Source organism: Nitratireductor aquibiodomus NL21 = JCM 21793 (assembly GCF_000615975.1).
GTDB lineage: Bacteria > Pseudomonadota > Alphaproteobacteria > Rhizobiales > Rhizobiaceae > Nitratireductor > Nitratireductor aquibiodomus.
Window position 1 is genome coordinate 1 of record NZ_BAMP01000051.1, and the last position, 19,058, is coordinate 19,058.

Annotated in this window: 14 protein-coding genes and 4 pseudogenes; 9 read left to right on the forward strand and 9 right to left on the reverse strand. The window is 62.7% G+C overall.

Annotated elements, in window-relative coordinates; translation table 11 throughout:
• Positions 1 to 1,164 (reverse strand): cystathionine beta-lyase (locus JCM21793_RS14270; protein ID WP_025030806.1); only part of this gene is annotated, 1,164 nt, incomplete at its 3' end.
• Between the two features lie 343 nt (positions 1,165 to 1,507).
• Between JCM21793_RS14270 and JCM21793_RS14275 the strand changes: the two genes are divergently transcribed.
• From JCM21793_RS14275 to JCM21793_RS14290, 4 genes and pseudogenes are all read left to right on the forward strand, one after another.
• A complete protein-coding gene (locus tag JCM21793_RS14275) occupies positions 1,508 to 2,536 on the forward strand; it encodes an amino acid ABC transporter substrate-binding protein (RefSeq protein ID WP_007010380.1) in 1,029 nt (342 codons plus the stop codon).
• Between the two features lie 70 nt (positions 2,537 to 2,606).
• A pseudogene (locus JCM21793_RS26045) lies at positions 2,607 to 3,796 on the forward strand (amino acid ABC transporter permease).
• 1 nt (position 3,797) lies between these two features.
• Positions 3,798 to 4,955, forward strand: coding sequence for an amino acid ABC transporter permease (locus JCM21793_RS14285; RefSeq protein ID WP_007010382.1), 1,158 nt, complete (start codon positions 3,798 to 3,800; stop codon positions 4,953 to 4,955).
• Positions 4,956 to 4,979: 24 nt separating this feature from the next.
• Positions 4,980 to 5,783, forward strand: coding sequence for an amino acid ABC transporter ATP-binding protein (locus JCM21793_RS14290; RefSeq protein WP_025030807.1), 804 nt, complete (start codon positions 4,980 to 4,982; stop codon positions 5,781 to 5,783).
• A gap of 92 nt (positions 5,784 to 5,875) precedes the next feature.
• Here JCM21793_RS14290 and JCM21793_RS14295 read toward each other — a convergent pair whose 3' ends face one another.
• Both JCM21793_RS14295 and JCM21793_RS14300 read right to left on the reverse strand, forming a co-directional pair.
• Positions 5,876 to 7,102, reverse strand: coding sequence for an FAD-dependent monooxygenase (locus JCM21793_RS14295; RefSeq protein ID WP_025030808.1), 1,227 nt, complete (start codon positions 7,100 to 7,102; stop codon positions 5,876 to 5,878).
• A gap of 16 nt (positions 7,103 to 7,118) precedes the next feature.
• Positions 7,119 to 7,361: a zinc-finger domain-containing protein gene (locus JCM21793_RS14300; protein WP_025030809.1), complete on the reverse strand. Its 243-nt coding sequence runs from the start codon at positions 7,359 to 7,361 to the stop codon at positions 7,119 to 7,121.
• Between the two features lie 159 nt (positions 7,362 to 7,520).
• On the opposite strand from JCM21793_RS14300, the pseudogene JCM21793_RS26050 reads away from it, so the two are divergent.
• Both JCM21793_RS26050 and ppx read left to right on the forward strand, forming a co-directional pair.
• Positions 7,521 to 9,739 (forward strand): annotated as a pseudogene (locus JCM21793_RS26050) (RNA degradosome polyphosphate kinase).
• 12 nt (positions 9,740 to 9,751) lie between these two features.
• Positions 9,752 to 11,269: an exopolyphosphatase gene (gene ppx, locus JCM21793_RS14310; protein WP_025030810.1), complete on the forward strand. Its 1,518-nt coding sequence runs from the start codon at positions 9,752 to 9,754 to the stop codon at positions 11,267 to 11,269.
• A gap of 102 nt (positions 11,270 to 11,371) precedes the next feature.
• Here the strand turns inward: ppx and rnd are convergent, their stop codons facing one another.
• The 5 genes and pseudogenes from rnd to JCM21793_RS14335 all read right to left on the reverse strand — a co-directional run bounded on the left by rnd (position 11,372) and on the right by JCM21793_RS14335 (position 16,985).
• Positions 11,372 to 12,550 (reverse strand): ribonuclease D, encoded by a 1,179-nt coding sequence (gene rnd, locus JCM21793_RS14315; protein WP_025030811.1) that lies wholly within the window; start codon positions 12,548 to 12,550, stop codon positions 11,372 to 11,374.
• A 56-nt stretch (positions 12,551 to 12,606) separates the two neighbouring features.
• Positions 12,607 to 13,850 (reverse strand): annotated as a pseudogene (locus tag JCM21793_RS26055) (MFS transporter).
• 209 nt (positions 13,851 to 14,059) lie between these two features.
• Positions 14,060 to 14,746, reverse strand: a complete 687-nt coding sequence (locus JCM21793_RS14325; RefSeq protein WP_025030812.1) for an ABC transporter ATP-binding protein — start codon at positions 14,744 to 14,746, stop codon at positions 14,060 to 14,062.
• Positions 14,743 to 15,982: pseudogene (locus tag JCM21793_RS26060) on the reverse strand (ABC transporter permease). The gene JCM21793_RS14325 and the pseudogene JCM21793_RS26060 overlap by 4 nt, the downstream one beginning before the upstream one ends.
• 1 nt (position 15,983) lies before the next feature.
• Positions 15,984 to 16,985, reverse strand: a complete 1,002-nt coding sequence (locus tag JCM21793_RS14335; protein WP_025030813.1) for an efflux RND transporter periplasmic adaptor subunit — start codon at positions 16,983 to 16,985, stop codon at positions 15,984 to 15,986.
• A gap of 109 nt (positions 16,986 to 17,094) precedes the next feature.
• Here JCM21793_RS14335 and JCM21793_RS30365 point away from each other — a divergent pair, with 109 nt between their 5' ends.
• Both JCM21793_RS30365 and JCM21793_RS30370 read left to right on the forward strand, forming a co-directional pair.
• Positions 17,095 to 17,502, forward strand: a complete 408-nt coding sequence (locus tag JCM21793_RS30365; protein WP_244439767.1) for a helix-turn-helix domain-containing protein — start codon at positions 17,095 to 17,097, stop codon at positions 17,500 to 17,502.
• On the forward strand, positions 17,463 to 17,798 hold the full coding sequence (locus JCM21793_RS30370) for a TetR-like C-terminal domain-containing protein (RefSeq protein WP_244439768.1): 336 nt from the start codon (positions 17,463 to 17,465) through the stop codon (positions 17,796 to 17,798). Before JCM21793_RS30365 ends, JCM21793_RS30370 begins: the two co-directional genes overlap by 40 nt.
• 47 nt (positions 17,799 to 17,845) lie before the next feature.
• Here JCM21793_RS30370 and JCM21793_RS14345 read toward each other — a convergent pair whose 3' ends face one another.
• Entirely contained in the window at positions 17,846 to 18,550 is a 705-nt protein-coding gene (locus JCM21793_RS14345) for a glutathione S-transferase family protein (protein WP_025030814.1), read from the reverse strand.
• Positions 18,551 to 18,665: 115 nt separating this feature from the next.
• On the opposite strand from JCM21793_RS14345, the gene JCM21793_RS14350 reads away from it, so the two are divergent.
• Complete coding sequence (locus JCM21793_RS14350) at positions 18,666 to 19,007, forward strand: winged helix-turn-helix transcriptional regulator (RefSeq protein WP_007010394.1); 342 nt, start codon at positions 18,666 to 18,668, stop codon at positions 19,005 to 19,007.
• Positions 19,008 to 19,058: the final 51 nt, after the last annotated feature.

A 19,058-nucleotide genomic window follows, 5' to 3' on the forward strand; every position in this document is an offset into this window, starting at 1 on the left:
TGCGGCTGCGGCGAGTGCGCCGGCGAGATCGGCCTTCAGGTCTTCCACATCTTCAAGGCCGATCTGCAAGCGCATGACGGGGCCTTCCTGCGGAGCGTGCGCGATCGTGCGGTCGTTGAGCTGCACGTGCACGGCAAGGCTTTCATAGCCGCCCCAGGAATAGCCGAGACCGAAATATTTCAGGGCGTCCAGAAAGGCATGGGCCTGCGCCTGACCGCCGCCATCGAGCACGATGGAGAAGAGACCGCTGGCGCCGGAGAAATCGCGCTTCCAGATCGCGTGGCCGGGATGCGATTCGAGCGCCGGGTGGAGAACGCGGGCGACGCCCTTCTGCCCCTCCAGCCAGCGCGCGAGCGCCAGTGCGCTCTGCTGATGGCGTTCGAGACGCACCCCCATGGTGCGCAGGCCGCGCAGCACCTGGTAGACATCGTCGGGCGCAGCACAGATGCCGAGAGCGCCGTGGGTGTCGAGCAGGCGCTCGAAGCAGGCCTCGTTGGCCGAAACCGTTCCCAGAAGAATGTCAGAATGCCCTGCCGGATACTTGGTGGCGGCCTGTATGGAAATGTCGACGCCATGGTCGAGCGGCCGGAAGAAGAGGGGGGTTGCCCAGGTGTTGTCCATCATGACGATGGCCCCGCCGCGATGCGCTACCTCGACAATGGCGGGGATGTCCTGCATCTCGAATGTTCCGGAGCCGGGGGCTTCCGTAAGGACCACTTTGGTGTTGGGTTGCATCAGGGTGCCAATGCCAGCATCCACAGCCGGGTCGTAGTAGGTCACTTCCACGCCGAGCCGGTTGAGCATCGTATCGGCGAAATACCGGGTCGGGTGATAGACCGAATCGACAATCAGCACGTGGTCGCCGGCAGACAGGAAGGCGAGCATCGGAACGGTGACGGCTGCGAGGCCCGACGGCACGATGATTGTGCCGGCAGCGCCTTCGAGCTCGTTCATCGCTGCCGCCAGCGCGTCGGTCGTGGGCGTGCCGCGGGTCCCGTATGTGTATTTCTGGTTGCGCGAGGCCATGGTCTCGGCGTCGGGAAAGAGCACCGTCGACGCGTGCACCACCGGCGGGTTGACGAAACCGTAGAACGCGCGCGGGTTGTTGCCGATATGGGCAAGCCGCGTGTTGTCTCCGACTTTAGTCTTGTTCTTGTCGTTCATGGGACCTGTCGCTTGATTGTCTGTGGCGCGCGCCCCGGGGGCTTCAGGGGGCTTCCGGGGGAAGAAATCCCTTGAAACGGGGCGCGGAGGATGCCGGATGGAACGCCATTGTCGGCGGCCCGTCAACCGGGGATGGAGCGCGCTTTTGCTTCTGGAGCAAGGGTCTTTCTCTCTTGACCCAAACGGATTTATGGCATTCGATGGGACCAGTGCGTGGGAGAGGAAGCGCGTGTCCGCCCGTTTCCGGGCCGGCACTCCTTTTGGGGTGTACGGGACATTCGCCTGCTTCCGCACTGAAAATGTCAGGGGATAAGCCCGAACACAGAAAAAAGGGTCCGTAATCATGAAAAAAATTGTCAAAGCGTTGCTCGGCTCGGCCGCGATCGCGATGATGGCAGCGCCGGCTTCGGCAGCCACGCTGGATGACGTGAAGGCGAAAGGCCACGTCCAGTGCGGCGTCAACACCGGCCTGATCGGTTTCAGCGCGCCGGACGACCAGGGCAACTGGAAGGGCCTCGACGTGGACTTCTGCCGCGCCGTTGCCGCCGCAATCTTTGACGATCCGGACGCAGTCCAGTTCACCCCGCTTTCCGCAAAAGACCGCTTTACGGCGCTGCAGTCGGGCGAGGTGGACGTGCTTTCGCGCAACACCACCTGGACGATCAACCGCGACACCGCGCTTGGCCTCAACTTCGCCGGCGTCACCTACTATGACGGTCAGGGCTTCATGATCAACCAGAAGAAGCTCGAGGGCATCAATTCCGCGCTTCAGCTTTCAGGCGCTGCGGTCTGCGTGCAGGCCGGCACGACCACGGAGCTGAACCTGGCCGACTACTTCAAGGCCAACAACATGGAGTACAGCCCTGTTGTTTTCGAGAAGTTCGAGGAGGTGAACGCGGCCTATGATGCAGGGCGCTGCGACGTCTACACGACGGACCAGTCCGGTCTTTATGCGGTGCGCTTAAACCTCTCCAATCCGGATGATCACATCGTTCTGCCCGAAATCATCTCCAAGGAGCCGCTCGGTCCGGCAGTGCGCCATGGCGACGACCAGTGGTTCGACATCGTCAAGTGGGTCTATTACGCGCTGGTCAACGCCGAAGAGCTGGGCATCAGCCAGGCCAATCTCGACGAGAAAATGGGTTCTGACAATCCAGAGGTGCGCCGCCTGCTGGGCACCGAAGACGGCACCAAACTTGGCAGCGACCTTGGTCTGACCAATGACTTCGCCATGCGTGCGATCAAGCATGTGGGCAATTACGGTGAGATTTTCGAGCGCAATGTGGGTGCTGACACTCCGCTGAAAATCTCGCGCGGGATCAACGCCCTTTGGACCAAGGGTGGCCTTCAGTACGGTATGCCGATCCGCTGATCGGTTCCCGTCAACATAATGCGTGAGAGGTGGTTCGCGCCGCCTTTCACCATTCCTGGTGAGGATAGCCATGGCCACCCCGCAATCAACTGTGGAGGGCGCGGCGCCTCGTGTGCCGCTCTTCTATGATCCGCGCGTTCGAGGAATTGCCTATCAAGTCCTTGTGTTTGCCGGCCTGATTGCCTGATCTACTGGATCATCGGCAACACGACAGCAAATCTTCAGCGTGCCAACATCGCATCCGGCTTCGCTTTCCTGCAGGGACGCGCCGGTTTCGACATTGGCGACAGCCTTGTCGAATATACTTCCGATTCCACCTATGGGCGCGCGCTTCTCGTCGGGTTCCTGAACACGCTGCGCGTCGCGGTTGTCGGAATCTTCACGGCAACGATTATCGGATTCATCATCGGCATCGGCCGTCTGTCGAAGAACTGGCTGATCAACCGCATCTGCCTCGTCTATGTCGAGGTGTTTCGCAACATTCCGCCGCTGCTCGTGATCTTCTTCTGGTATTTCGGCGTTCTTTCCGTGCTGCCGCTGCCGCGCGACAGCATCGACCTGCCGCTCGGATCCTACCTCAACAGCCGCGGGTTTTACTTCCCGCGCTTTCTCTGGGGTGAGGGCGCCTGGCTCGTTCTGGTCGGTCTCGTTCTCGGCATCGTCTTCACCTTCTTCGTGCGCCGCTGGGCGCACCGGCGACAGATGGCGACGGGCGAGCAGTTTCCCGTGTTCTGGACCGGCGCCGGGCTGATTATCGGGCTGCCGCTTCTTGCGTTTCTCGTGACCGGTTTTCCGCTGAGCTTCGAGTTTCCGGAACTGTCGACGTTCAATCTGCGCGGCGGCATTCAGGTGCGGCCGGAGTTTCTGGCACTCTACCTGGCGCTGTCGTTCTATACGGCCGCATTTATCGCCGAAATCGTGCGCGCCGGGGTGCTGGGTGTCAGCCATGGCCAGAGCGAGGCCGCGCACGCGCTGGGCCTGCGTTCCGGGCAGTCCATGCGGCTGGTGATCATACCGCAGGCACTGCGGATCATCATTCCGCCGCTGACCAGCCAGTATCTGAACCTGACCAAGAACTCATCGCTGGCAGTGGCGATCGGATATCCCGATCTCGTTGCCACGGGCGGGACGACGCTCAACCAGACCGGGCAGGCCATCGAGGTCGTTGCGATCTGGCTCGTCGTCTATCTGGGACTCAGTCTCGGTACGGCAGCGTTGATGAACTGGTACAATGCGCGCATGGCGCTGGTGGAGCGGTAAGATGCAAGAACACGATCTTTCCTTCGTCCGCGCCGAGATGGTGGCCAGTCAGAAACCGCCTGTCTCGGACCACGGCCCTGTTTCGTGGCTACGCAAAAACCTGTTCGCCAACATGACGGACACGATTTTCACGATCCTCGGCATTGCGCTGATCGTGATGATTGTTCCGCCGGTGATCCAGTGGGCCTTTATCGATGCCCAGTGGACAGGGGCGGACCGTTCTGTCTGTGCCACCGTGGTGCAGGGCGGCACCCAGCCTGAAGGCTGGTCCGGCGCATGCTGGGCCTTTGTGGACGCCAAATTCCAGCAGTTCATGTTCGGGCGCTACCCGATCGACGAACGCTGGCGAGTTTACCTGACGGGCTTTCTGTTCGTGGCGCTTCTGGTGCCGCTCCTGCTTCCAAGCGTTCCGCGCAAAGGGCTGAATGCTATCCTTCTGTTCGTCGTTTTCCCGATTGTCGGATTCTTCCTGCTGTCGGGGGGCGTGTTCGGGCTTCGACCGGTGCCGACGCCGCTCTGGGGCGGGCTTCTGGTGACACTGGTGCTTGCCTATGTGGGCATCGCGGTCTCTTTTCCGCTCGGCATTCTTCTGGCGCTTGGCCGCCGGTCGCAAATGCCGGTGGTGAAGCTCGTCTGCATTGTCTTCATTGAGACAATTCGCGGCGTGCCGCTGATCACCATCCTGTTCATGGCGAGCGTCATGCTGCCGCTCTTCCTGCCGCCGGGAACATCGTTCGACAAGCTTCTGCGGGCGCTGGTCGGCGTGGCGCTGTTTGCCTCGGCCTATATGGCGGAAGTCATCCGCGGCGGTCTGCAGGCGATTCCGAAAGGGCAGTACGAGGGCGCCGATGCGCTGGGTCTGAGCTTCTGGAAGAAGATGAACCTTGTGGTTCTTCCTCAGGCGATCAAGCTGGTCATTCCAGGCATCGTCAACACCTTCATCGGCCTCTTCAAGGATACGAGCCTGGTCTACATCATCGGCATGTTCGACCTTCTGGGAGCCGTGCGGCAGAACTTTGCGGACGCGAACTGGGCATCGCCCCAGACGCCGATCACCGGCCTGGTGTTTGCCGGCTTCGTGTTCTGGCTGTTCTGCTTCGGCATGTCGCGCTATTCAATCTTCATGGAACGCCGGCTCGATACCGGCCACAAACGCTAGGCCGAAGGCCAAGGGGAAACAAAAATGGCAAAGGAAAACGCCGTCCGGGCCGAAGAGCTCCACGCCGACCGCAGCAAGATGCAGGTCTCCGACACCGATGTCGCGATCGATATCGTCGGCATGCACAAATGGTATGGTGACTTTCATGTGCTGAAAGACATCAATCTCAGGGTGATGCGCGGCGAGCGCATCGTCGTCTGCGGGCCTTCCGGCTCGGGCAAATCCACCATGATCCGCTGCATCAACCGGCTGGAGGAGCACCAGAAGGGCAAGATCGTCGTTGACGGCATCGAACTCACCAACGATCTGAAGAAGATCGACGAGGTGCGGCGTGAAGTCGGCATGGTGTTCCAGCACTTCAATCTGTTCCCGCATCTGACAATTCTGGAGAACTGCACGCTGGCCCCGATCTGGGTGCGCAAGACGCCCAAGAAGGAAGCCGAGGCGACCGCGATGCATTTCCTGGAGCGGGTGAAAATCCCGGAGCAGGCCAACAAATATCCCGGCCAGCTTTCGGGCGGTCAGCAGCAGCGTGTGGCGATTGCCCGCGCTCTGTGCATGAACCCGCGCATCATGCTCTTCGATGAGCCGACCTCGGCGCTTGACCCGGAGATGATCAAGGAAGTGCTCGATACCATGGTGGACCTCGCCGAAGAGGGGATGACCATGATCTGCGTCACTCACGAGATGGGCTTTGCCCGCCAGGTGGCCAACCGGGTGATCTTCATGGATCAGGGCCAGATCGTGGAGCAGAACACACCGGAAGCCTTCTTCGACAATCCACAGCACGAACGCACCAAACTGTTCCTCTCGCAGATCCTGCACTGATCGTTCGGCAAAGGGCTGGAAACACGAACGCCGCGCTTCTTTCAGGGAGCGCGGCGTTTTGTATGTAGTGGCGCGGCGGTCATGCTTGGCGGTTATCGCTCCTGATCTGTTGCTTCGGCGTCGAAACCGTAGAGCCAGTCGAAATCCGCCATCAGGGCGTCCTCGCTGCGCGCCTTCAGGATCATGTCACGCGCAAATGCGACGGGGCCGCCCGCGTGCCATGTGAAGCGGTTGAAGGCGCCGCGGCGGGCAACCCGGGTCACGCGCGGCTTGCGGATCGCTTCATAGGCGGCAAGGGCCGTGGCGGGATTGTCCCGGTGTAGGGCCAGAAAATTGGCGAGCACCACCGCATCTTCAATGGCCATACCGGCGCCCTGCGCGGCAAAGGGGGGAACCGCGTGCGCCGCATCGCCAATCAGCGCCAGCCCCTGCGGACTGGTCCAGGCGCCGGCTGGGTTGACCGCGTGAACCGGCCAGACCGTCCAGGAGGCACCATCCGCTGCCGCAAGCCGGCCGAGAGCGGGGTTGGCCCGGGCAAGAACCTTTTTCAGCGGTGCATCGTCCGCATCCTGCGCCCAGGCATTGAGCGGTACTTCGCCCGGGAGAATGGCAACGAGGTTGATCGCGGCCCCGCCACTGATCGGGTAGGCGACGAGATGAAACGCCGGATGCATGAAGGCGGTCACCCTGTCTGCCTCAAGCGCGCCGTTGCCGGCCGCCAGCGCCTGTTCGACGGGAAGCGTCGCGCGCCAGGCAACAAAGCCGGTGAAACGGCTGCGCACCGCGGTGCGAACCAGGCGGCGCAGATGCGACCATACGCCATCGCCGGCGATCAGAAGCGGCGTGTGGATTTCCTCGGCTGCGCCGTTCCGCTCTACATGGAGGCGCACACCGCCATCCTTATGGAACTCGGCTTTTTCGGCGAAGGCTCTGGTGACGATCTCGATCAGCGATTCGCTCTGCGCGCGCTGAAGAAGCGCGTTCTGCAGGTCCGCGCGATGGGCCACCAGATAGGGCGCGCCCCAGCGCGTCTCGGCCTCAGCACCCAGAGGGACGCGGGCGAGGGGGGAAAGGCCATCGGCCTTTTTGAGCTCCACGGCCTGCGGGCGCACGGCGCGGTCTCCGAGTGCGTCGAGCACGCCGAGGCGCGCAAGAAGGCGTGTCGCGTTGGGAGAAAGCTGCAGGCCTGCACCAACCTCGGTCAGTTCAAGCGCACGCTCGTAAATGCGTACGGGCAATCCCCGTCGCGCCATGGCGAGCGCAGCCGTCAGGCCGGCAATGCCGGCCCCGACGATGATTGCGCGGGGAGCGTCCGTCATCGGCCTGTGGGGCCGATCAGGCCGCTTCGTCGAAGAGGCAGCCCTCGGGCTTCGTATCGGAAGCCTTCAGTGCCGGATTGTAGCGATAAAGCGTCGAGCAATAGGGGCAGACCCGCTCGTTTTCGTCGCCCATGTCGATGAACACATGCGGATGATCGAAGGGCGGATTGGCGCCGACGCACATGAATTCCTTCACGCCGATTTCGATCGCCTCGTGTCCGCTGGTGTTCTGGAAATGGGGAATGGCTGATCCGGCCATCATCGTCTCCCGCCTGGAATGCGTTGGAACTTGCCTGCGTTTGTAGCATAAACTGCATCTTTGCAAGCCTGTGATATGAAACTGTCGCAAAACCATGTCACCAGATAGTCTGGCGGCAAGCGAATTGCGTCATGTGGCTGGAAAAGCGTGAGTGATATCATGAATGAACTGAAGCCGGTTCGGAACGAGTTTTCTCTGGAGACGGGCGCTGCCGATGAAATCGCCGGCGCCAGCCCGGACCGTTTCGTCAACCGTGAATTTTCCTGGCTCCAGTTCAACAGGCGGGTTCTGGACGAGGCACAGAACGAAAGCCATCCGCTTCTGGAACGTTTGCGCTTCCTGTCGATCTCGGCCGACAATCTGGACGAGTTCTTCATGGTGCGCGTTGCCGGTCTCGCCGGTCAGGTGCGCGAGCACATCGCCACGCGCAGCGCCGATGGCCGCACCCCCGAAGAGCAGCTTGAACATGTGTTGCGCGAAGTGGCGCGGCTGCAGATCGACCAGCATGACAGCCTGAATGCGCTTCTGGCACTCCTGGGCGGAGAGGGGATCGAGCTCGTTCGTGCCGACGCCTTGAATCAATCTGACATGAAATGGCTGGAAGACCATTTCATGGAAGCGATTTTTCCGGTTCTGACCCCGCTTTCCATCGACCCGGCACATCCGTTTCCCTTCATTCCGAACCTGGGTTTCTCCATCGCGCTCGAACTGCAGCACGAGGGAGAGCTGGAGCCGATGACGGCGCTTTTGCGTCTGCCCGTGGCGCTGAAGCGGTTCATCCAGTTGCCCGACCGCAGCGGCACGGTCCGTTTCATCACGCTCGAAGATGTGGTCAGCCTGTTCATCGGCAAACTCTTCCCGCGTTATCAGGTGATTGGCTCGGGCACGTTCCGCATCATCCGCGACAGCGATATCGAGGTCGAGGAAGAGGCCGAGGACTTGGTGCGTCTGTTCGAATCGGCCTGAAGCGCCGCCGCCGGGGCTCCGTGATCCGCATCGAGTTCGACAATGAGATGCCGGAAGGCTTACGCGACTTTGTCGCAAGCGAGCTGGGTGTTGCCGAAAACCGCATCACCGTTCTGGAGCGGCCTCTGGCCATCAACCAGATTTCCGAAATTGTGAAGGTGCCGCGCGAAGACCTTCTGTTCCAGCCCTACAATCCGCGTTTTCCAGAACGCATCCGCGAACACAATGGCGACTGTTTCGCGGCGATCCGCGAGAAGGACCTGATCGTCCATCACCCTTATGAATCCTTCGACGTGGTGGTGCAGTTCCTGCGCCAGGCCTCGCAGGACCCGGAAGTGGTGGCGATCAAGCAGACGCTTTACAGAACATCGAACGACAGCCCGATCGTGCGGGCGCTGATCGAGGCGTCCGAGGCGGGCAAGTCGGTCACGGCGCTGGTGGAACTGAAAGCGCGCTTCGACGAGGAAGCGAACATCCGCTGGGCGCGCGATCTGGAGCGGGCGGGCGTGCAGGTCGTGTTCGGCTTCATCGAATTGAAGACCCATGCGAAGATGTCGCTCGTGGTGCGCCGCGAGGAAGGCAAGCTGCGCAATTACTGCCATCTGGGAACGGGCAACTACCACCCGATCACGGCACGGATTTACACCGATCTGTCCTATTTCACGGACGATCCCGAGATCGCGCGCGACGTGGCGCAGGTGTTCAACTTTATCACCGGTTATGCCGAGCCCGATAGCGAAATGCGGATCGCAGTGTCGCCCTTTTCGCTGCGCAACCGGCTGCTTGACCATATCCGCGCCGAGATCGAGCATGTGAAGGCGGGGCGGCCGGGCCAGATCTGGATGAAGATGAATTCGCTGGTCGATCCGCTGGTGATCGACGCGCTCTACGAGGCGGGGCAGGCGGGTGTAGAGATCGATCTCGTCGTGCGCGGCATCTGCTGCCTGCGTCCGCAGGTGCCGGGGCTCTCCGAGCGCATCCGGGTGAAATCCATCGTTGGCCGCTTCCTGGAGCACAGCCGGATCTACTGTTTCGGCAACGGCCACGGCCTGCCATCGGACGAGGGGGTGGTCTATATTTCGTCCGCCGATATCATGCCGCGCAATCTCGACCGGCGTGTGGAAACCATGGTGCCGATCACCAATCCCACGGTGCATGAACAGGTTCTCGGGCAGATTATGCTCGGAAACATCATGGACAACCAGCAGAGCTTTGAAGTATTGCCCGACGGCACCTCTCGGCGCATTATGCCCGATGAGGGAGAAGAACCGTTCAACGCTCAGGAATATTTCATGACGAATCCGAGCCTATCCGGTCGCGGCAATGCCTTGAAGTCTCATGCGCCGAAGCGGATCGCCGCTTTCAAAAAGCGCAAGAAGGTGGATGCCGAAGCCGTTTCACCAACGGATTGACGGACACATCTTTTGGGCATAGCTGAATCTCAGGGCCGGCTTCAGGACCGGCGTCCCGTTTCGGTCATCGATATCGGGTCAAACTCGATTCGCCTCGTGATCTACGAGGGGATCGCGCGCTCTCCGAGCGTGTTGTTCAACGAAAAAATGCTGGCCGGCCTCGGCAAGACCATCGTCACGACGGGTGAGCTCGACCCCGAAGGTGTGACGCGTGCGGTGGAGGAGTTCCGCCGCTTCCGTGCGCTGTCGGAGCAGGCGGGGGCTGAATCGCTCCATGTGCTTGCGACCGCCGCTGCGCGCGAGGCGAAAAACGGACCGGACTTCATCCATCGGGCCGAAGAGATTCTGGGCACGGACATTCGCGTGCTTTCGGGCCGCGAGGAGGCGAAATACTCCGCCTTCGGCATCATGTCCGGCTTCCACAAGCCGAGCGGCATTGTCGGTGACCTTGGCGGCGGCAGTCTCGAACTCGTCGAGGTCGAGGGTTACGACATGGGCGACGGCATCACCCTGCCGCTCGGTGGCCTGAGGCTGAAGGAGATGGCGAAGAATTCCGTCACCAGGGCGGCGCGCATCGCCCGCGATGAACTGGCCCGCGCCCCGTGGATGAAGGACGGGGCCGGGCGCCCCTTCTACTGCGTGGGCGGCACGTGGCGAAACCTCGCCCGCCTGCACATGCTGGAAACCGGCTATCCGCTCGAGGTTATGCACCACTATGAGATGGACATCGAGCAGTCGGTGGATTTTCTGAAGCGCGTCGCCGGTGGTGTCGATCGTTTCGCAGGCATCAGCCACATCTCCAAGAATCGCCGCACGCTTCTGCCTTATGGCGCGACGGTGCTGCAGGAGATCATCAAGGCGTCGAACCCGTCCAAAATCATCTTCTCGGCGCTCGGTGTGCGTGAGGGCTATCTCTACTCGCTTCTGGAAGAAGAAGACCGCAGGCGCGACCCACTGCTTTCGGCCGCGCAGGAGCTGGCCGTGCTGCGTTCGCGCTCGGTGACCCATGCGCGTGAACTGGCCGAATGGAGCGGCCCGGCCCTGGAGGCGCTCGGCATCGAAGAGACGGAGGAAGAGGCGCGCTATCGCAGGGCGGCGTGTCTTCTGGCCGATATCGGCTGGCGCGCGCATCCTGAATATCGGGGGACCCAGTCGCTGAACATCATCGCCCATGGCTCCTTCATCGGCATCGATCATCCGGGTCGCGCCTTCATCGCGCTTGCGAACCTTTTCCGCCATGAGGGCCTGTTCAACGATGCGCTCTCGCCGCGCATGCGCCAGCTTGCAACGCCGCGTTATGTCGAGCGGGCGCGGATACTGGGCGGGCTTCTGCGCGTGGTCTACCTGATGACGGCTTCGATGCCGGGCATCATTCCCAAGCTCAGATGGGAAAAGCGCGACGACGGCACGACGGTTCTCCTGCTCCCGAAATCGCACGAAGCCCTGATGGGCGAGCGCCCGGTCGGCCGCATGGCACATCTTGCGAAAGTGACGGGTCTGAACCTGGCACTGGAAGTGGCGAAGGAATAGGCCGGCTTGTATTGAAAACCACCTTCTCACCGCGTGCGGGGAGAAGGTGGCTCAGACCGAAGTGTGGGTGTCTTCCCTGATAGATAGGCGCAACCCGTGCTCCTATTCCGCAGCCTCGCTGCGGGCGTCGGCGGGCTCGAAAACCTCAATCTTCCGATTGTTGAAACGAAGGGCAAGCTCGCCCTCTATCAGTTTCACCGCTTCCTTGCCGAAGACCTCGCGCCGCCAGCCGGCCATGGCGGGGACATCCGCATCCGCGCCATCGGCGGCGATGCGGTCGATGTCATCGCTCGAGGCAAGCATCTTCGGTGCCACGCCCTGCCTGTCGGCCACCAGCTTCAAGAGCACCTTGAGCAGTTCGGCGGCAGCGGCCGCACCTTCGGGTGCATGGGGTGGGCGCGGCAGGCGCGGCAGATCTTCCCTGGGCAGCGCCATGGCTTTGGCTACGGCGCCGAGCAGCCCGGTTGCGGCACCGGAACGCTCCCATCCCTTGGGAATGGTGCGAAGCCGCCCCAGCGCCTCGCTGTCGCGCGGGTGCTGCTGTGCCACTTCATAGATCGCGTCGTCCTTGATGACGCGGCCGCGCGGCACATTGCGTTCGCGCGCCTCGCGTTCGCGCCAGGCGGCGACATGCTGGAGAATGGCGAAATCGAGAGGCTTCTTGACCCGGAGCTTGAGCCGCTTCCACGCATCGTCGGGATGCGGGTCATAGGTCTCGCGTGCCGTCAGAACCGCCATTTCCTCATTGAGCCAGTGCGCGCGGCCCTCGCGTTCCAGTTCGGTTTTGAGATGCTGGTAGACGTCGATCAGATGCGTGACGTCGGCAAGCGCGTAGCTTAGCTGCTTGTCGGAAAGCGGGCGGCGGCGCCAGTCGGTAAACCGCGACGACTTGTCGATGCGCGCGCCGGTGATTCTGGAGACGAGCTGGTCGTAGGAAACACTGTCCCCGAAACCGCAGACGGATGCCGCTACCTGGGTGTCAAACAGCGGATGAGGAATAAGCCTGCCGAGATTGTAGACGATTTCGACATCCTGCCGCGCTGCGTGAAACACCTTGACAATGTTCTCATCGGCCATGAGCGCGAAGAACGGCTTCAAATCGATCCCGTCGGCAAGCGGATCGATGAGCGCGGTCACGCCGGGCGCGGCCATCTGGATCAGGCACAGCTCGGGCCAGAAGGTCGACTCGCGGATGAACTCGGTATCGACGGTGACGAAATCGGATTTTTGGAATGCGGCAATCGCCGCCTCGAGGTCTTTTTGCGTGGTGATCAGGTCCATTCTTTTTCTTTAGGTCATGCGGGAGAAAAAGGAAAGAAATCGGTTGTTCGCTGCGCCTAGGTATCGCCCGCAGAGCGATGATTGCGGCTGCGGCGCGCCATACGCATGAAGACGGGCGAGGTGCGCAGAAGTGCGGCAAAGCGGCGGCGGCGGGCAGCGGGAACCGAGGGCCGCACGCTCATGCGGTAGAGCGTGACGCCGATCAGCACGGCATAGACGATGGAGGTGTAGGAAAAGAGGGCATGCGGGCCGAAGCGCTGCATGAGCAGAGAGGCAAGCAGGGGCCCCGCCATCGCACCCAGCGAATAAAAGAACAAGAGACCGGCTGCGAGCTGCACGAACTGGTCTTTCTCCGCGTGGTCGTTGGCATGGGCGACCGACAGCGAATAGAGCGACATGGCGAAAGCGCCGAACAGGAAGACGAGCAGCATGTTGGCGCTGCGGCTGTCGCCGGCGAACCAGACAATGGCAAGGGCCGCGACGAGCGCGCCGATCGTGGTGCCCAGAAGAACCTTGCGGCGGTCGTGTCGGTCTGAGAGCGCACCCAGTGGATATTGCATCACCGCACCGCCGACGATGCCGGCGCTCATGAAGGTGGCGATCTCGGAAACGCTGAGGCCGATGGACTGGCCGTAGATCGGCCCGACTATGCGGAAGGCGCTGTTGGTGAGGCCGACGGCGAAACAGCCGAAGGCGGCCAGCGGTGAGATGCGCCAGACGGCGGCAAGATCGAGGCGCAGCTCGGCCGGCGGGCGGGGGTTGGACCGGTCAGCCATGGAGACCGGCACCAGCGACAGGGTGATCATCATGGCCATGACGGCGAAGGTGACGAAGCTTCTATGCCGAGTGCCGGGAGCATGTATTGCGAACCGGTGACGGCGGCGATGTCGATGATGCGGTAGACGGCCAGAACGCGGGCGCGGTTGGTGTTCTGCGCAGCCGAGTTGAGCCAGCTTTCGATGGTGGTGAACAGGCTTGAAAAGCAGATTCCCGAGAGAAAGCGCACGGCGATCCAGGCGAGCGGATCGACGAAGAGCACGAGCAGCAGCGCGCCGGCGGCACCCAGAGCCGCAAGGGCCGCGAAAGCCCGGATATGTCCCACCGCGCGCAGAAGACGCGGCACATAGAGACAGCCGATCAGAAAGCCTGCGAAATAGGCGCTGCCCATCAGGCCGATGGTGGTCTCGGAAAAGCCCTCCGCAGCGCCGCGAAGTGCGATCAGCGTGCCCTGAAGCCCGTTGCCGGCCAACAGGATGCCAGCGGCGATGAGAAGCGGGATCAGCGGGCGAAGGCTGGACATGGTGGGAGGCCCGGGTGGGAGGCGCGGCAGGTCGCACCGTTCATCATCGAGCTATAGGTCGCTCTGTGCCAATTCTCTTGGGCCAGAGGGGCGGGCCGATGGTCCCAGTTCGGTGCAGGCCCCGCTACAGCGCCGCGCGTCTTCTAAGATGCGCAAAGGACGCTGTAACACTTTCAAATGAATTCATTTGAAAGCGACATGCATTAGGGTCAATCGTCAACGGCGTCGGCCAGCATACCGTCCACCAGGTGAATGCGCCGGTCCATGCGCGCAGCCATGTCGAGATCGTGCGTGACGGCGACCACCGTCTTGCCGCGTTCGGTGACGAGATCGCGCAGGGTCTGGAACACCTGTTCGGAGCTTTTCGAATCGAGGCTGCCCGTCGGCTCGTCGGCAAAGACCATGGGCGGATCGTTTGCGAGCGCTCGGGCGACGGCGACACGCTGCCTCTGACCGCCCGAAAGCTGGTACGGCTTCTTTTCGCAGTGATCTTCAAGGCCGAGCATGGCGAGAAGCTCGCCGGCGCGATCGCGCATCTGCCTGCGCGAAAGCCGGCCAAGCTTGCGCATGGGAATTTCCACATTCTGACGGGCGCTGAATTCCGGCAAAAGGAAGTGAAACTGGAAGACGAAGCCGAGCATTTCGAGCCGCGTGCGTGCCAGTTCGCCATCGCTCATCGGTGCCGTGTCGCGCCCCTCGATGGTGAGCGTGCCGCCCGTTGGACGGTCGAGCAGGCCCAGAAGATAGAGGAGCGAGGATTTGCCGGACCCGGACGGGCCGGTGATGGCCACGAATTCGCGCTCGGCAATCGTAAGCGATACATCCCTGACCAGCGTGACCGGGATGGTTTCGGGCAGGATGCGCGTCAGGTTTTCGGCTTCAAGCAACACGCTCATGTGGCGCCCCGGATGATATCGACCGGATTGAGGCGCGCTGCCTTGCGGGCCGGCAGGTAGCCTGCCACGGCAGCCGAGCCGAGCGCGAAGCCGGAGGCGATGGCATAGTGCAGCGCGCTCCAGGCGATGGGGAGTTCGGTTATTTCCTGCCCGCCGGCGTCGAGCTCGAAGCGGATGGAGCGAGCGCATAGGTTAGGGCAAAGCCGAGCGCCCAGCCAAGAAAGGAGCCTGCCGCGCCGATGGCGACGCCTTCGATGACGAACATGCGCTGCATGTCGCTGCGGCTGAAACCGAGCGACTTCATGATGGCGATGTCGCGCGCCTTCTCATGGGTAATGGTGGAAACGATGTTGAAAATGCCAAACCCGGCGACGAGAAGGATGGCGGCAACGACCGCATACATGATCACGTTCCGCACCACGAAGGCTTCCATGATCGATTCATTGGCCTCCTGCCAGGAAACCGCCTTGTAGCCGAGTTCTGCCTCGATGCGCCGCGCAGCCTCGCGGGCCGCATAGGGATCGTGGAGCTTGATGCGGATGTCGTTGATGGCGTTGGGGCGCTCGGAAAGGATCTGCGCGTTCTTCAGGAGCAGGTAGCTTCGCCCTCATCACGGGCGGTGGTGCCGGTGTGGAACAGACCGGTAATGCGGAAATTCCGCGACAGGCCGGACGACGAGACGGCGGTGACGGTGTCGCCGAGCCCCGCGCCCAGTTTCTCGGCCATGCGGTCGCCGACGACCAGATTGTTGCCGCCCTGCGAAAGCGCGGCAAAGCTGCCTGCCGTGAAATCCTCGACGATCGGCGAGATTGCGCGCTCCATCTCGGGTTCGACGCCGACGAAAGCCGCCCCGGCCTCGCGGCCCTGATAGCGCACCACGCCCTGGGTTCTGAGGCTTTGTGCAAGATTGCCGGGCACCCAGCCGCCGAGCCATGCCATGGCCGCGGTGGGGTTGATGATGCCGCGCCGGTCGTCCGGCGGACGGATGCCGGAGATCGCGGCGGCGTCGAACTCTGTCTCGGCCGGCTGGCGCCGCGTGCTGCGCTGCTCGTCGGTGATCTGCACATGGGGCATGGTGTCGATAAGCTGTTCGACGAAATCGTCCTGCCCGCCCTGCATCAGAGCCGCCATGGCTATGGAAAAGCCGACCCCGACGGCCACACCGATCACCGCCACCAGTGTCTGGCGGCCACGCCCGAGAATGTGGGTGACGGCGATGTCGAGGATGAGACGCATGTCAGCGGCTCTCGACGGAGACGCGGGCGCCGTCTTCGAGCCCTTGGGGGTAGGGGCTGATGATCTGCGCGCTGGCATCGATACCGGAGAGAATTTCGATCCGCTCCGTGCCGCGTATGCCGGTTTCCACGGTCTGCCTGCGCGCGACATCATCTTCAACGATAAACAGCGTGTCGCCATCAAGCACGAGCGCGGGCACCAGAAGTGCGTCCTCGACCACACGGGTGACGATGTTGGCGTCGACCGACATTCCGATCATCAGCGGCGTGTCCTGCGGCAGGGCAAGCCGCACCCGGTAGGTGCGTGTGACGGGGTCGCCCTTGGGGGTGATGCTGTCCACCGTTGCTTCCAGTTCGCTGCGCGGAAAGGCATCGGACCGGATCAAAACGCGCTGGCCGGCTTCGACACGCGGAATGTCTTCTTCATTGACCTCGGCGATGACGATGCGCGGGTGCGGCCGCCCGACCCAGAACAGAACGTTGCCCGGCTCCGCGATCTCACCCACCTCGGCATCCTGACGCAGTATGAGACCGTCGCCGGGCGCGCGCAGCTCGTAGTTTTCGAGACGTGCGGTCTGGCCGGCGATCAGCGCTTCCACCTGGCTCACCTCGGCGCGGGCGCGCTCCAGGGCGGTGACGCTGGTGACATTGCGTTCGACCAGAAGTGTCAGGCGGTCGCGCTCGTCGACGGCAAGTTTCTGGCGCGCCCTGAGCTCGGTGAGCGTGGCCTCGGCTTCACTGGCATCGAGACGCGCCAGCACGTCGCCCTTCGCCACGCGGGCTCCCTCGCAGTTGCAGACCTCGACGATCCGCTCGCGCACCAGCGAGGTGACCTTGGCCCAGTTGCGGGGCTCCACCACGCCCGAGGCGAAGACGATCTCGGCGGCACTGCCTCGCTCAGGCCCTATGACGGAAACCGCTTCGGGCCTTCCGTAATACCAGAAGGCGGCGCCGGCGGCGGCAGCCAGCAGGGCGGCCGTGAAAAGGAGGCGGAGGGGCTTCACATCACTCTCCCGGACAGCCGCCCGATGCGGCATTATAAATACGATACAGAATTGTATATAAATAATTCTGCCTGTACAATAACCTTGTCGCAGCGCGCTGTACCCGGCATTGATCTGGCGCAACCGGCGACTGCGACTGGTGAAGGAGAAGGCGCTGACTGAGGCGGGCAGGAACAAGGTGCAGAAGGCGCGCGGACGCGGACGACCACGCGACCCGCGGACGGACGCGGCCATACTCGACGCTGCCCTGAAGCTTTTCGTGGCCAGCGGGCTGGACGGGACGAGCTTCGAGAAGATCGCCCGCGAGGCGGGGGTGACGCGCGCCACCATCTATCGCCGCTGGTCGTCCCGCGAAACGCTTATTGCCGATGCGCTCGGGCGTTTGAAGGAGAATGCCGAGCAGGATTTCGGCCCGTGGGAGCAACTGCCGCTCGAAACGCTGATCGGCATGATGATCGACCACGGACCAGAGCCTGGGTGGAGCTCGACGCCCGCCGTCTTCTGGCGCGCATCATAGGCTCGGTGCCGGACGCGCCGGACCTGCTAGAGATCTACTGGGAGGTTCACATCGCGCCACGCCGCGCCGCCTTCAACGTCATTCTCGAGCGCGCAAGGAGCGAAGGCGCGCTTTCCCCCGGGACGGACGCCGACATGTTTCAGGACATGTTCAGCGGTGCGCTCATGCATGAACTGCTTTTGAAGCCCGGCGCGAAGAGCGAGGCGGGATTGCGGGACTATTTCATCCGGCTCCTGCGCGAACTCGGCCTGGGCGACGCGGTGGAGCGCTATCTGCGCTCCACGAGACGGGATTGACGTGAAGCGGGCAGCGACCAATTCAGCGTGTCGCTGCCGCGTGCGTCCTATTTTCCGTACCGTTCGATCACCTCGTGCAGCGGCACATGCCCGAGACAGGCCCCGGAGCCGCCGGCATCCTCTCCGCTTTCGAGCGCGAGCGCATAGGCGACGGCGGGCTCGGCCTCGATCCGGCGGCGGATTTCGGCAAGCTTCGGCCAGCGTTCCGGGGACGCCACCTCGTGGAAATCCAGCCAGCGGGCGACACCGACGAGAACACCGTCGGCGAGTGTGGGGCGCTCTCCGAGGAGAAACGGCCCGTCGCCGACCATCGCCTCAAGCCTGTCGTGACGTTCTATGACGGCGTCGCGGCCGAAGGCGCGCAGGGCTTTCTTGGTCTGCGGGGTTAGCTCTTCCATCTCCATGGCGGCCCACAGGGGGCCGAAAGCCGAGGTGAAGCCCGTATTCACATAGGCCATGATCTGGTGCATGCGGTCTGCCTCGGCTGAGCGCGGCGCGAAGCTGATGCGGCGTTCGTCATCGCGCGCTTCCAGCCACGCGGCGATGGCCATCGTTTCGCTCAGTGGCGCGCCCGCATCGGTTATGAGCACCGGGGTTTCATGCCGGGCGTTGATGCGCGCATAGGAAGGCTCGCGCATCTCGCCGAACATGTCGACCCGGCAGAGCCGGTAGGGTTTGCCAAGCCATTCCAGCGCGGCCACAAGCCCCATGGAGCTTCCCGCCGGGAAGCCATAGACAAGAATCGGTTCCATTTGTCGTTCTCCGTGATTTCTCGGTGATCACGCTGCGCAGCGAGGCTGGAACCTAGCGGCTTCTGCCCCCATGTAAATTACGCATTTTTTTGTAACCCCGGACTGGACCCTCGCCATGAAAGATCTGGTTTCACGCTGTCCCATCGAAGAGGTGATGCGCGTGCTGAGCGGCCGATGGCCGACGCTGCTCATCTACTATCTGAAGGAGGGGACGAAGCGCTTCAGCGAGTTGCAGCGCGACAACCCGACCGTGTCCCATCGGATGCTTTCGCTGGAACTGCGCAAGCTCGAACAGGCCGGCATCGTTGAGCGCACGGTGTTCGACGGTTACCCGCTGCGGGTCGAGTACGATCTGACCAGGGCGGGGCTCGATCTCGTACCGCTGATCGATGCGCTTGGCGACTGGTGGACCGAAACCGATGACACGCGCGCGCTCGTGCCGGGCGAAAAGGCCTGACGGGCGAGACGGACCGCGGCGCTTCCGGTCCCACACCTTGACAAATCGTAC

What these genes read in the sequence shown, in the direction of transcription:
- JCM21793_RS14275 (WP_007010380.1), top strand. Translation starts at nt 1,508, where the DNA reads ATGAAAAAAATTGTCAAAGCGTTGCTCGGCTCGGCCGCGATCGCGATG.
- JCM21793_RS14285 (WP_007010382.1), top strand. Translation starts at nt 3,798, where the DNA reads ATGCAAGAACACGATCTTTCCTTCGTCCGCGCCGAGATGGTGGCCAGT.
- JCM21793_RS14290 (WP_025030807.1), top strand. Translation starts at nt 4,980, where the DNA reads ATGGCAAAGGAAAACGCCGTCCGGGCCGAAGAGCTCCACGCCGACCGC.
- JCM21793_RS14295 (WP_025030808.1), bottom strand. Translation starts at nt 7,102, where the DNA reads ATGACGGACGCTCCCCGCGCAATCATCGTCGGGGCCGGCATTGCCGGC.
- JCM21793_RS14300 (WP_025030809.1), bottom strand. Translation starts at nt 7,361, where the DNA reads ATGGCCGGATCAGCCATTCCCCATTTCCAGAACACCAGCGGACACGAG.
- rnd (WP_025030811.1), bottom strand. Translation starts at nt 12,550, where the DNA reads ATGGACCTGATCACCACGCAAAAAGACCTCGAGGCGGCGATTGCCGCA.
- JCM21793_RS14325 (WP_025030812.1), bottom strand. Translation starts at nt 14,746, where the DNA reads ATGAGCGTGTTGCTTGAAGCCGAAAACCTGACGCGCATCCTGCCCGAA.
- JCM21793_RS14345 (WP_025030814.1), bottom strand. Translation starts at nt 18,550, where the DNA reads ATGGAACCGATTCTTGTCTATGGCTTCCCGGCGGGAAGCTCCATGGGG.
- JCM21793_RS14350 (WP_007010394.1), top strand. Translation starts at nt 18,666, where the DNA reads ATGAAAGATCTGGTTTCACGCTGTCCCATCGAAGAGGTGATGCGCGTG.